The 13654-nt window shown below is 44.0% G+C and carries 12 protein-coding genes; 8 read left to right on the top strand and 4 right to left on the bottom strand.

The features are described 5' to 3' along the window. Positions 1-268 precede the first annotated feature (268 nt). The 7 genes from WR49_RS17010 to phnE (WR49_RS17040) all read left to right on the top strand — a co-directional run bounded on the left by WR49_RS17010 (position 269) and on the right by phnE (WR49_RS17040) (position 8976). On the top strand, positions 269-2242 hold the full coding sequence (locus WR49_RS17010) for an ATP-binding protein (protein ID WP_046224803.1): 1974 nt from the start codon (positions 269-271) through the stop codon (positions 2240-2242). Next, on the top strand, positions 2239-3591 hold the full coding sequence (locus WR49_RS17015) for a sigma-54-dependent transcriptional regulator (RefSeq protein ID WP_046224804.1): 1353 nt from the start codon (positions 2239-2241) through the stop codon (positions 3589-3591). Before WR49_RS17010 ends, WR49_RS17015 begins: the two co-directional genes overlap by 4 nt. Before the next feature lie 308 nt (positions 3592-3899). Further along, the gene (locus WR49_RS17020) at positions 3900-5120 is read left to right on the top strand and encodes a glycerophosphodiester phosphodiesterase family protein (protein WP_046224805.1); all 1221 of its coding nucleotides are present in this window, start codon (positions 3900-3902) and stop codon (positions 5118-5120) included. A gap of 300 nt (positions 5121-5420) precedes the next feature. Then, positions 5421-6461, top strand: coding sequence for a phosphate/phosphite/phosphonate ABC transporter substrate-binding protein (phnD, locus tag WR49_RS17025; protein WP_017054845.1), 1041 nt, complete (start codon positions 5421-5423; stop codon positions 6459-6461). 129 nt (positions 6462-6590) lie between these two features. Further along, positions 6591-7361, top strand: coding sequence for a phosphonate ABC transporter ATP-binding protein (gene phnC / locus WR49_RS17030; RefSeq protein WP_004732991.1), 771 nt, complete (start codon positions 6591-6593; stop codon positions 7359-7361). Beyond that, complete coding sequence (gene phnE, locus WR49_RS17035) at positions 7349-8173, top strand: phosphonate ABC transporter, permease protein PhnE (protein ID WP_046224806.1); 825 nt, start codon at positions 7349-7351, stop codon at positions 8171-8173. The genes phnC and phnE (WR49_RS17035) overlap by 13 nt, the downstream gene beginning before the upstream one ends. Further along, positions 8173-8976, top strand: a complete 804-nt coding sequence (gene phnE / locus WR49_RS17040; RefSeq protein ID WP_046224807.1) for a phosphonate ABC transporter, permease protein PhnE — start codon at positions 8173-8175, stop codon at positions 8974-8976. The genes phnE (WR49_RS17035) and phnE (WR49_RS17040) overlap by 1 nt, the downstream gene beginning before the upstream one ends. Positions 8977-9123: 147 nt before the next feature. On the opposite strand, the gene WR49_RS17045 is transcribed toward phnE (WR49_RS17040), so the two are convergent. From WR49_RS17045 to glgC, 4 genes are all read right to left on the bottom strand, one after another. Beyond that, a complete protein-coding gene (locus tag WR49_RS17045) occupies positions 9124-9903 on the bottom strand; it encodes an HAD-IIB family hydrolase (RefSeq protein WP_017054842.1) in 780 nt (259 codons plus the stop codon). 98 nt (positions 9904-10001) lie between these two features. After that, positions 10002-10157 carry a DUF3012 domain-containing protein gene (locus WR49_RS21145; RefSeq protein ID WP_082082793.1) on the bottom strand — a complete coding sequence of 52 codons (156 nt, stop codon included), beginning with the start codon at positions 10155-10157 and terminating at the stop codon, positions 10002-10004. Between the two features lie 300 nt (positions 10158-10457). Beyond that, positions 10458-10814 (bottom strand): ribosome hibernation-promoting factor, HPF/YfiA family, encoded by a 357-nt coding sequence (gene hpf, locus WR49_RS17050; RefSeq protein WP_017054839.1) that lies wholly within the window; start codon positions 10812-10814, stop codon positions 10458-10460. A 423-nt stretch (positions 10815-11237) separates the two neighbouring features. Then, entirely contained in the window at positions 11238-12455 is a 1218-nt protein-coding gene (gene glgC / locus WR49_RS17055; RefSeq protein ID WP_017054838.1) for a glucose-1-phosphate adenylyltransferase, read from the bottom strand. A gap of 402 nt (positions 12456-12857) precedes the next feature. On the opposite strand from glgC, the gene ompW reads away from it, so the two are divergent. Then, positions 12858-13511: an outer membrane protein OmpW gene (gene ompW, locus WR49_RS17060; RefSeq protein WP_017054837.1), complete on the top strand. Its 654-nt coding sequence runs from the start codon at positions 12858-12860 to the stop codon at positions 13509-13511. Positions 13512-13654: the final 143 nt, after the last annotated feature.

Genomic DNA, 13654 nt, shown 5'->3' on the forward strand with positions numbered 1-13654 from the left:
TTACTGCTTGATTGAGCGCGCTATTCGTATAATTTACGGGCGTATTGATAAAGTAATCACGTTTCTGTCGGTGCGGTCACTTTCTATTATCGCAAAACAGACAGCTCAAGCTTTATAAAACAATTGTTATGATATCTTATGTGAAATGTTAATGATTACTCTTCATTTAATAGCTTCACTAAAGCTATTCGATGCAAACCTAAGTAAGGCTCACCCCCTAACTAATTGAATCATTGACAGTTCCTGTTGATTAATTGATGAGAAGAAGGTGGGGCGAGTGAGTAGTCATGTCTCCGAGGTTGTAGAAAATAAGGATAGTTTCGAGCGCCCGTTCTCGATCAAAATCCCACGTCGTAAGTGGTTTGGTTGGAAAGGTATTGAGCTGCGCTTAGTACTTGCGTTAGCCATGTTATCGATGACCACTATCTTCCTCTCGGTTGTCTCCAGCTTTACTTTCGATGATTTAAACCAACGTCTTGTTGAGCTAAAGGAGAGTGATATCCCGGCCTTAGATAATGCCGCACGCCTCAATGATATGGTGCGAGTGATTATCACAACCTCTTCTCAGCTCGGTGACGCTGAATCGAATTTAGAGCGCAAACAGGCGATGCTAAAAATCGAAGACGCTATTTCCGTGATGAATAGCGTTATGGTTCAGTTTCCGGATTATCACTCCTATTTTAAAGATCTTATCGCCCAAGTTAACAACAGCCTTAGCTTGTTGTATCAAAGTGAAATTGAGTCAGAACAGCTCAACCAAGAGCTTCGTAATTTGCTAGAAGGCTTTTATCCTCTATTGCAGCAAGCCAGTGACTCACTTGATAGCCTACCTGAGTCTGCCAAAGAGCAAATCCAGTACACACAGCTCAAGTCTCTGCTTTATTACCAATTAGGCTTGGTCGAAAAGCTGTATAACGATTCCAGTTTTAATGAACTGGATTACACCAGTTACCGACTCGAGCAGGTAGGAGAAGAGTGGTGGAAGCTCTGGGTAAGTGGTGATTTAAGAAGTGACTTTCCTCAATTAGATCATCAACTCACGGTGATTTATAACCTTGCCTCAAGCGATAGCAGCTTGTATGGGATGAAAAACAAAGCGCTCGATCATCTCTATCAAGAGCAATACTTCCTGCAAAACAGCCGTGAGCATTTGAACCAATTAACAGTGCAGATCGAACGTAACACCAGCAAGGTGAATAGCAATATTGACCAATCGATTCAGCAGGCGCAGCAATCTTTGCAATCGAATCAGCGCCTCTCTCTTTTTCTCTCTTTATTTAGCGTATTGGCTGCCGCTGCTATTTCATGGTTCTACGTACGTAAGAGCATTTTGGAAAGACTTTTACAGCTTAAAGACAACATGTTTGCGATTTCTACCGGCCATTTAGATACCGAAGTATCTATTCGTGGTAAAGACGAAGTGACGCAAATGGCCAAGTACCTGAAGGTATTCCAAACCACGGCCAAAATCGTTAAGCAAACTAACCGAAAATTAGAGGCAGAGGTCGAAGAACGCACCTTAGCCGAAGCCAAGTTGAGAGTGACCCAAGACGAATTGGTCCAAGCCGGAAAACTGGCTGCGTTGGGGCAATTAAGTGTCGGGATCACTCACGAGATCAACCAACCATTAACGGCCGTAAATAGTCACGTTCGTAGTGCGCAGCTTTGGATCGACAAGCAAAGGCCAGAACGAGCGCAAGATAACCTGAAGAAAATAGAAGTGCTGTTAGAGAAAGTAGTAGCGATTACTCGTCACTTGAAAGCCTTTTCTCGTAAGAGCGATGGCAAGATCGATAATGTTGAATTAGAAAAGGTGATTGGTGATGCGATTGATCTGTTTGAAACCAGGCAGACCAAGGTGTCTATTGAGTATTCACCACAGAGTTGCCTGATGGTTCGAGCCAACAGTATTCGCTTAGAGCAGGTATTGGTTAATTTGATCAGTAACGCTTTGGATGCCGTTGAACACAAAGAGCAACCTCAACTCAGAATCTCTACGCACGAGCTCTCACATACTATTCAGCTCTCAGTTAATGACAACGGCTCAGGTATCTCTGAAGAGGATATTCCGTATCTGTTTGACCCATTTTATACCCGCAAGACAACAGGTAAGGGACTTGGACTCGGTTTATCTATCGCATACAACATAATTAAAGACTTTGGTGGCTCAATTCACGTGGAATCGGTTGAACACCAAGGTACCACTTTTATCGTCACTTTACTAAAAGGCACAGACTCATGAATTCAGATAAACACATAGTTCTTATCGACGATGAAATCGATGTTGTCGAGGCTGTGAGTGAAATGTTAGAGCTAGAAGGGTTTAGCGTGACTACCTTTACTGACCCTAACCTTGGTCTTAAATCGCTCAAAGCAAACAGTCAGTCGGTTGTATTGTGTGATGTACGAATGCCACAAGTGGATGGACTGACTCTGTTAAGTTCAATTCAACACCGAGCGGGCAATGTTCCTGTTCTGTTGATGAGTGGACACGGTGATATTCCGATGGCTATCGAAGCGATGAAGCTAGGTGCTTTCGACTTCCTAGAAAAACCGCTCAATGCCAGCGAACTGGTGGAAAAGCTCGATCTCGCGTTGACACAATGTCAGCATAATTGTCCTTTAACCTCGGACGGCGATGAACAAGAGGAGTTACCGATTGAATCTGTGGTTATCGGCCAATCAAAAGCGATGGATACCATACGTAAACAAGTACTCGCTTTGGCGCATACTGGCGTCGATACCATCATCAACGGAGAAACGGGAACGGGCAAAGAGGTGATAGCTCGCGCGTTGCATCAATTTAGCCGTCGTAAGGCTAAGCCATTTGTCGCGATTAACTGTGGTGGCATGACAGAGAGCATTATTGAAAGTGAGTTGTTTGGTCATGAAGCGGGTTCGTTTACTAGCGCGAATAAGAAGCGTATTGGCAAAATAGAACAAGCCAATGGCGGTACTCTGTTTCTCGATGAAATTGAGAGCATGCCGATTGCGGTGCAAATCAAACTGCTACGGGTGATTCAAGAGCGAATGATTGAGCGTGTTGGTGGTAACGAGTTGATACCTGTCGACATCGTCGTGGTAGCCGCTAGTAAAGCTGATCTCGCGAGCTTGAGTGAGTCTGGGGAATTCAGAGCCGATCTCTTTTATCGCCTTAACATTGCGAGCTTAAACCTTCCGGCACTGCGCCAAAGGAAAGAAGATATTCAGGTGCTGTTTCGCCACTTTGTGATTCAAGCGAGCCACAAATACAAAACGCGCCCATCGACGATTTACCCGGAACAAATTCAGCAGCTATGCCGACATGAATGGCCGGGTAATGTGCGTGAACTGCGTAATGTCGCTGATCGATTTGTGTTAGGTATCGTCGGTGATGGCTTCGATCTTCAATCGCCAATTTGTGAAGCGCCTGGAGAAGATTTCGCTTTTGAAAAGCAGATGGAGCAGTACGAAAGAAATGTATTGACGGAAGCGCTAATAGAAAGCGCAGGCAACATTAACGAGGTATCAAGTAAGCTGAATTTACCGCGTAAAACCCTTTATCGAAAAATGAAAAAACACCAATTGGATAAAGAGAGTTTTAAAGCTTAACTCGTTCAGGTGTTTGTTAAATGGAAATCCAAAACCAAAAGCAAAAGCCAAAAGAAAAAGCACAAGACAACAATGACCCATTTGGTTTTTAGTCGAATGGCTAACTGTTTCAAGTGATTGTAATAAAAGGGCTTTAACATCTGGCACAAAGCGTGCAATCCCTACATTGTGGCGTCAGCCCACATGAGGTTATTCGATGTTGAGTCAAAAAACATATGACAGCTATCTATATATGACAGCTATCCAACATTGAATGATCGAATAAAGGACATTAGAAAAATAATTGCTTGTTGCAAGGAGATACAAACATGAAGCAAATACTGAAAGGTTCGATTGCTCTGATACTCGGTATGAGTTCAATAACGGCATGGGCCGCTGCAGAACCAGCAAACTTAGGACCTCGTCCCCTCTTTTTAGTTAACAATATGGATGAGAGCCCTTTGAAAACAAAGCTGCTCAGTTGTAGCGAAGGACCTTTTCATCGTAGCGATTTTTCTATTGGGCATCGCGGAGCTGCAATGCAGTTTCCTGAGCACACTAAGGAATCTTATTTAGCGGCGATTCAAATGGGCGCTGGTGTCGTCGAATGTGATGTGACCTTCACCAAAGATAAGGCGTTGGTATGTCGTCACTCGCAAAGTGATCTGCACACCACGACCGATGTATTAGCGCACCCAGATCTTGCTAAGAAGTGCTCAACCCCTTTTACACCAGCTAATCCAGCGACAGGTGAAGATGCTCAAGTTGAGTGCCGTACTTCTGATTTCACGCTGGCTGAGTTTAAGACGCTCAAAGGTAAAATGGATGGTGCGAACCCAAAAGCCACCACGGTTGAAGAGTACATGAATGGCACTCCTGGCTGGAGAACCGATCTTTACAGCCAAAGTGGCACACTGATGACACACGCAGAAAGTGCAGCACTGTTTAAAGAGTACGGCGTGAAGGTCACTCCTGAATTGAAATCAGCAGCGGTAGATATGCCTTTCAATGGATTTAGCCAAGAGATGTATGCGCAGAAGTTGGTGGATGAACTGAAAGAGGCGGGCTTCAAGCCTTCTGAGACTTACCTGCAGTCATTCAACTTGGATGATGTGAAGTATTGGATAAATGAGACGCCGAAGTTCGGCAAACAAGCGGTTTATCTTGATGACCGTGTTTATGAGCAAGCGGACTTTGTCGCGTCTGTTGAGAACATGAAGGAACTGCACGATGCGGGTGTGAATATCATCGCACCACCTCTGTTTGCTCTGGTTGATTTAGACGAAAACAACGAACTGGTTGCGTCTAATTACGCCAAGCTTGCTAAGGATGCAGACCTCGACATTATCGCTTGGACACTGGAACGCTCTGGCCCGCTAGCGCAAGGCGGTGGTTGGTACTACAAGAGTGTGAAAGACGGCATCAACAATGATGGCGATATGATGAAAATGCTTGATGTGCTGGCACAAGATGTGGGTGTGATGGGTGTATTCAGCGATTGGCCTGCAACGGTAACTTATTACGCTAACTGCATGGACAGTGACGCATAGGCAATTCTGAGAGCGCTGTTACGTCGCTAATTATAGCGTTTGTATAGAGAGCGCTTAGCCAAAGAATAATAAGAGAAAAAGCAGTGAACCAAAGAGCCTTCGGGCTCTTTTTTTACCACTGAAATCGACGGGACAGAAATGACCCAAACGATGGATTTTTAGTTGGACACTTATGACTCAAAAGATATTAGTCAGTTTGGATTTTTATTTAAGTAACTGAAATTAAAGGTATAAAAAGGTGGCACAAAGGCTGCAATAGTGAAGGTGACTTTCAACAATAAGTAAAAGTAAGGTTTGAATATGAAAATCAGTGTTAAAGGACTGTTAATCGCTAGCTCATTACTACTTCCTTCAATGGCTATGGCAAGCGACTGCTCTAGCCGTGGTGTGTTAGACGATCGATACTGTGATGAAAACCAAGATTTGGTGGCCGATTCACCAAAGAACCCAGATGAGTGGAATGACCCAAGTACGCTTGTGTTTACCTACACGCCAGTAGAAGACCCTGCGTTGTACAAAGATGCGTTTGCAGATTTCCAAGCTCACCTAAGTAAAATCACGGGTAAGCGAGTGATTTACTACACAGTTCACTCGAACTCTGCGCAAGTAGAAGCGATGCGTTCTGGTCGACTGCACGTTGCGGGTTTCTCTACTGGCCCAACAGGCTACGCAGTTAACTTAGCAGGTTACGTTCCAATTGCGGTGAAGGGCGATGAGTCTGGCTTCCAAGGCTACAACCTAATCACGATTGTACGTAAAGACAGCGGCATCAATACAATGACTGATCTGAAAGGCAAAAAGGTTGCACACACTTCTGCATCTTCCAACTCTGGCAACCTAGCTCCACGTGCGTTATTCCCAGCGAAAGGCCTAGTGCCAGATGAAGATTACAAAGTGCTTTACTCAGGTAAGCATGACCAATCTATTCTTGGTGTTTTCAATGGAGACTATGACGCAGCACCTGTGGCATCGGATGTTTACGATCGTATGGTAGCAGCAGGTCGTGTTGACGATTCTGAACTGAAGATCATCTACCGTAGCCCACGCTTCCCAACGTCTGCATTTGGGTATGCTTACAACCTAAAACCAGAATTGGTTGAGAAGATCAACGAGGCTTTCTTTAGCTACCGCTTTACTCCAGAGATGAGCGCATCATTCAAAGGTGCAGACCGCTTCTCACCAATCAGCTACAAAGAAGAGTGGGACGTGATTCGTGATATCGCCCACGCGACAGGTACGGCTTACACAAAAGCTGGCCTTAAGAAACTCGCTGAAAAAGATGCGGCTAAACGCGCGAAGAAAAAAGCCGCTGAGCTAGCAAAACAAGCAAACAACGGCTAGTTCTTAGCTCTGTTGGAAGGCTAAGTTTTAGAAAGACTTAGCCCTTTAAAAATACCTACTTCAACTAAATATCTATGCCCTCGCGGGTAGGGCATAGATCATTCGAAAATTCGCAAAAGGAAATGCAGTATGGCCGTAGCAAGCTATGAAGGAATAAAGATAAACAACCTTTTCCACGAATACGTGGCAGGCAAGCCAATCCTTAAAGGCATTAATATTGATATCGATGAGCCAGGTATCATCGCGATCATTGGCCCATCCGGTACCGGTAAAAGTACGCTTCTGCGCTGTATCAACCGTCTCAACGATCCAAGCCAAGGTGAGATCATTTTTGATGGCGCTGACCTGACTCAATTAAAAGGCCAAGCACTACGTAAACAGCGTCGACATATCGGCATGGTCTTTCAAGAGTACAACTTGGTAGAGCGTTTAACGGTTATCGAAAACGTGTTGAGCGGGCGTTTAGGTTACATGACCGCTTGGAATGCATGGCGTCGCAACTACTCTGCGCAAGACCTCGCCAAAGCGTTCGAGTTACTTGAATTTGTTGGCCTGCAAGACTTTGCTAACCAACGTGCCGACAGTTTGTCGGGTGGGCAAAGACAGCGTGTCGGTATCGCTCGCGCCGTTATGCAAGACCCATATATCTTATTGGCGGATGAACCGACTTCATCACTCGACCCGAAAACCGCGGTTGAGATCATGGAGTTGATGGAGACATTCGCAGAACAGAAAAACATTCCCGTGTTGGTTAACATCCACGATGTGAACTTGGCCAAGCGTTATGCCAAGCGCATCATCGGTATGTGTAACGGTAAAGTACATTATGACGGTAGCCCTGAAGGGATCTCAGAAGAAGATCTAAAAATCATTTACGGGGGTGAGTCATGGCTGGATTAAACCCAGGTTCGTCGCCAAGCATTTCATCAAGCACATCGCCAGCGAACCATGAAAACCCATTTAAAGTGTCATGGACGAACCGTGCGATCATCGCTGGCATTATTGCTTACCTGTTCTATAGCTTTTCGACATTAGGGCTGACGTTTGATCGTTTGATCATCGGCTTTGGTGAAAGTGAACGGCTACTATCTCGAATGTTTCCGCCTGACTTTTCGCGTACCAGCTTACTATTGAGCGGTTTAGCAGAGAGCTTGCAGATTGCGATTATCTCAAGCTTCTTTGGTATCGTCATTTCACTATTTTTAGGCTTGTTAGCCGCGAGAAACATGATGCCTTCAATCGTGTCGACGCCAATACGCTGCTTTATTGCGCTATGTCGCTCTTTTCATCCAGTGATCATTGCAATTCTATTCGTGAAAGCGGTGGGCTTTGGTGCCTTGGCCGGGATCTTGACTTTGGTATTCGCATCCATTGGCTTCATCGCCAAGCTGTTTGCAGAAGCGATTGAAGAAATTTCTTTTAAACCAGTTGAAGCGATTAAGGCAACAGGCGCGAGTTTCATCAGTGTCATTTTATATGCGGTGATGCCGCAGGTTTTCACGCGTTTTATTGGTTTTGCTAGCTACCAGCTGGACTCGAATTTACGTAATTCCACCATGGTGGGTATTGTGGGGGCGGGGGGCCTTGGCGGTACGCTGTTCTCGGCATTCCAGCGTTTTGATTATGACTTTGTCGCCGCTATTTTGCTCACCATTATCGCACTGATTCTTGTCGGTGAATTTCTTTCCAACATTGTTAGGAGAATCTTCTAATGACAACTGCATCTATCGATAGAGAGTGGCAACGCTTTACACCCAACGAACGCGTGGCTCGGTTTGCCGTTTACCTCAGCTTAGTGTGTGCTATTGTTTGGTCTTGGCAGACGGTGGAAGTGATTCCTGAGTTCTTATACGACGCGCCAGCGCAGTTTGCTGATATGTTTGAGCGCATGGTGCCAATGGACTATGCCTTCTATCCCGAATCGATCCACGCAGCGATGATTGAAACACTGCACATCGCAACGTTAGGTACTTTATTTACCTTGGTATTTGCAATTCCGTTAGCGTTATTGAATGCGCCAAACATTACCCCGAATAAAGCGTTGAACTGGGTTGCTCAATTCTTTCTGGTGTCTTCACGCTCAGTGAATTCGTTGGTTTGGGCACTGTTGTTTATAGCACTGTTTGGCCCCGGTGTTCTCGCAGGTATCATGGCGATCGCCATTCGCAGTATCGGCTTTGTAGGGAAGCTGTTAGCGGAAGCTATTGCTGAAGTGAACATGGGGCCTATTGAAGCTTTGCGCGCAACAGGTGCTTCGTGGATGAGTATCTTACTTAAAGGTTATTGGCCACAAGTGATGCCCGCATTTTACTCAATTGTATTGTTCCGGTGGGATATCAATGTGCGTGAATCTGCGGTATTGGGTTTGGTAGGCGCTGGTGGTATTGGTGTGGTGCTCAACGATGCGCAGAATTTGTTTGAATGGCAAAAAGTGTCGATGGTATTAGTGAGTATCTTTGCGGTGGTTATCGTTGCTGAAGCCGTAGTGATCCATATCCGTAACAAACTCATATAGACAGTTTGTTGTGTGAAAGTTAAGAGCTTATCTAGCACTTTGAAGCTCAAACGACCCTAGGTACTTCGGTCTACCTAGCGGTCGTTTTTTTATGTCTAAAGAGTGACCTGAGATCTGATTAGAAGGGCGTGATTCGCTTTTAAGTGTCTAGCTTTTAACTGCCAATAGCGCATCCACAAATTCTGCAAACCCATAGCCACCCGGCTGCGACATCACCGTACTTGGGTGATGATCTAGCTTATCCCAATAATGCTTAATATTAGCCACGCCAACGGATAGAGGTAACGACTCGAACATTTGTTGATCGTTCATTGAATCGCCGACATAACAGGCTTGGTTATGGATCTGTTCGATCGATAGGCCTTTATTTGCGAGAAAAAGATGCACCGCGTTTTTCTTTGAGTGCTCTCCATACCAAGCATTAATATGAATCGAGCTGGCCGTCGCGTATGCGCCTAAAGCATGTATTCTCTCAAGTACCTCTTGCACTATTTCAGGATCAACAGGCTTACGGTTTTGGCCGATATCAATAGCGACCTCACACAAGCGGTAAGGTTGGTCCAAAGTTAGAGATAAGTCTGGGTAATTCAACAAGATCGTTTCGACTTGTTGTTTTAGCTTGGCTTGGTTCTGACGCACTTGTTCTAGCGGAATTTCCGATGAAAGCTGTAATGCACCGTCTTGCTTCTCTAGCAAGAAAGCGCCATTTTCTCCAAGCACGGCATCGACAGGCCAAAGTTGCGCAATATGATCGCACCAACCAGCACAGGCTCCTGTAACTGCGACCACTTTGATTCCGTTGTCTCTTAGCTTTTGCAACGCAATCAAGGTATTTGGAGGAAGTGAGCCTTGCCAAGTGAGCGTATCATCGACGTCGGTTAGTACCCATTCGATATGCTTCCAGTCATTACTTAGTTGGTGTTCCATCCTTAAACTCACTTATTCGATTTTTAGTGCTATATAGAGTGATCAGTTTGTCGTTAAACGCCTTTCGATCTGTATCGTTAATGAACGCTGCGGTATGTTTAGAAAATACAATGCTTGGCAAAGTTACCAGCTTCATTAGCCGTCCAGTCACCTTTAGGTTTCTCTTTCATATCAGTACACCAAGCTTCACTTCCGACTTCTGTACAAGCCATAATTTGAGTGGATAGAAATAGAAGTAGCGCGATTTTTCTCATAATAAATATCCTTTATTGTCTCTATTACTGTTTATAACTGTACCAAATACTATCTGTTATTGTTATAGCAACCAGTGACTTAAGATTGTTAAAAGTGATGGTGATTTTAGAGTGGGGAAAGAATGGGGTGACTAGACTTTTTATCGATAAAATCAAAGTTACGGAAAGGTCGTTTGGGGCCATAGATCGAAAAAGCCAGCAACATGTGCTGGCTTTGAAAACCTTAGTGCGCTTCTATTAGTTAATGCGCTTCTGTTGGTTTATGCACTTCTATTAGTTAGGTCGCTTCTACTTATAGAGTTATACCAATTTCATCTCTTGGATGATATCTGAAGCAATTTCTGGCTTCGTACTTGTTGGCTTCTCATGCAGGTCTGCTTTCAATTGTCCCTTACGGTTACTCAGGCCTGTTTCAAGTTTCTTGAGTGCTGAAGCGATTGCTGGGTACATAACGTCTCCAGTAGCTTTTGCCGATACACGTACGCCTTCGTAGTTGGTGAACACTTCAACCTGATGCTTGCTGTGCTCTTTTGTAATGATGATGTCGCAGCTAATCAGTGATGGGAAATGGTTAGATATCTTCTCGAATTTTCCTTCGATGTCTTTGCGTGACTCGTCGTTAATTGATACATGATGTGTTTGAACATTTATTTTCATAAATCATACCTTTCCAATGACTGTGTCACTTAAACGTAGCAAACATCGGATAGTTTAACCAACAGCGAAAGCATACATGTGTGATTGACTTCAGTGTTATCAAATAATCTATCCTTGCTCCCTTGAAAGTCCGATTAACTGAACGCATATTATGTTTCGTGTTTTAAAGACATGTTCAAAAATACTTCATTCTTGATGAATTGCTCTAACCTACCTTCCTTTCTTAGTTTTTATCACCCAAATAAAGCATCAATCCAAATATATATTCTAGTGCTAAATCTACAAATCACCGCTGACTATTATATGATGGACGGCACTCATCCTTTCATTCCACAAGGGCTAGTGAGCCGTTAAGTTAGACATAAATAAGGCAACGCAGAGCTGCCTTTGGATTGAGAAATCTAGTTTCATCATAGGCGTGTATTAACTGAATTTGTAAGACGATGGCACTACGATTACACCTTGTTTTGAAACATGAAATCGCTCGGCATCGTCCCTGCTATTAATGCCTATTTGAGTATCATCAGGCACCTTAACGTTCTTATCGATGATGCAGTTTTGGATATGGCAGTTTTTTCCTATTTCAACATCTTCAAACAGAATACTATCAATCACAATCGCGGCATTGCTGACTTTTACTTTAGGAAAGAAGATAGAGTTTTGCGCAGACCCGCCTTCAATTACAACCCCGTTCGCTATCATCGAGTTGATAAATATCCCTTGGTTCCCTTCTACAGAAGCGACGGTTCGTGCTGGTGGCAGTTGCGGTTCGTAGGTACGGATTGCCCAATCAGGCTGATATAAATCGATAGGGGAAACTGGTTTTAGCAAGTCCATATTGGCTTGGTAATAGGAGTCTAGGGTTCCAACATCTCTCCAATAGGCGTCTTGAGTAACTCGGCCTTCTGTATCTCCAAACTTATAGGCATAAACACTGTTGTTTCCGACTAACTTAGGAATGATGTCTTTACCAAAATCGTGGCTTGAACTCGGGTCTTTTGCATCCGTCAGTAGTGCTTGAGTCAGGACTTCCTTATCAAAGATGTATATCCCCATTGAAGCCATGCTTCGGGTTGGCCTACCGGGTACACTCGCAGGGTAACGTGGCTTCTCGGTAAAGTTATTGATCTGCAGGGATTCGTCTATCTCCATCACACCAAACTCTTTGGCTTCATCAATCGATACTTCCATACACGCTACCGTTAAGTCAGCCTCGTTCTTTTTGTGTTGCTTGAGCATTGGCGCGTAATCCATGCGATAGATATGGTCGCCGGATAACACCACCACATGCTTGGCTTCACTGCGAGACAGCAAATACAAATTTTGATAAATCGCATCGGCAGTGCCGCTATACCAGCTGTCACCGGTGCGCATTTGTGGGGGAACATTGGTGATGTATTCGCCGAGCTCGGGGTTAAGCACCGACCAACCATCTCTCAAATGCTTTTGCAAAGAGTGAGATTTGTACTGAGTCAGCACTAAAATTTGTCGTAGCCCAGAGTGTAAGCAGTTCGCGAGAGTGAAATCTATGATTCGATATTTACCACCAAAGGGTACCGCAGGTTTTGCACGGTTATCGGTGAGAGGGGAAAGCCGAGAGCCAACACCGCCGGCCAGAACGATTGTTAGAGTGTCTTGCATGGTCAGAACCTCAATGTATTTATGATTATGAACATACACTTGCAAGCACTAAGCCAAATGTAACTCATTGAATATTAAACAAGGTGTGAGTTGACGGCGTGGTGCTGCACCAAATTGATGCGCATGAGGTCTTGGCTTGCTCTATTTTGGCACAAACAGGTCGAATTAAAGCTAAGGTGAAGTGTTTAAAGGAATGATGCACGGAAAATATGCATTACAAAACTGTCAATAAAATGAGGAAATAAAGTGATCGAGTCGATATAAATTTACACAAATAACCATAACCTTTCACAAATTGATTTCCATCAATAAAGTAGGGTTATTCTATGCTACCTTGCACGCAAAATAAGAAATGATTACTCATTCACCAATAAAGAATTAAGCCCTAAAAAGGAAATAATAATGAAAAAAACAGTATGTGGTATTGCGGTTATTGCGGCTCTTTTGTCAACCAATGTTCTTGCTCATAAAGAAGGTGATTTCATCATCCGTGCTGGTGCAGCAACAGTATCTCCAAATGACAGCAGTGGCGCTGTTCTTGACAATTCAGACCTAGAGTTTTCAGTTGATTCAGATACTCAGCTTGGTTTAACTTTCGGCTACATGTTTACTGATAACCTCAGTTTTGAAGTATTAGCAGCGAGTCCATTTTCACACAATATCTCCGTCAATGGTTTAGGTAAAGTTGCCGACACTAAACAGCTACCGCCAATGTTTATGGTTCAATACTACTTCGGTGAAGCGAACAGTGATTTCCGCCCTTACGTAGGTGCTGGTATCAACTACACTGTATTTTTCGATGAAAGTTTGAATAGTACGGGTAAAAGTGCAGGCTTGAGTGACCTATCTCTTGATGATTCTTGGGGCTTAGCGGCTAACATAGGCATTGATTACATGATCAATGAAGATTGGTTTCTAAACGCATCGGTTTGGTATGCAGATATTGGTACAACCGCTAAGTACAAGCAAACAGTCGGTGGAATTACCACACAATACTCTACAGATGTTGATATCGACCCATGGGCATTCATGATTGGCGGTGGTTACAACTTCTAACTAACCTTTGTTAGATGATTCCGAGCGCTCAAGCACCAGCCAGCTTGGGCGTTTTTTTGCATCTTTTTTAATGAAATACTTACTCCAACTTACTGTTGTTATAGGGAAAAGAAACCGATTGTGGTCACCTATTGTTAACAAAA

The sequence above is a fragment of the Vibrio sp. ECSMB14106 genome, from assembly GCF_000972265.1.
Classification (GTDB): domain Bacteria; phylum Pseudomonadota; class Gammaproteobacteria; order Enterobacterales; family Vibrionaceae; genus Vibrio; species Vibrio kanaloae.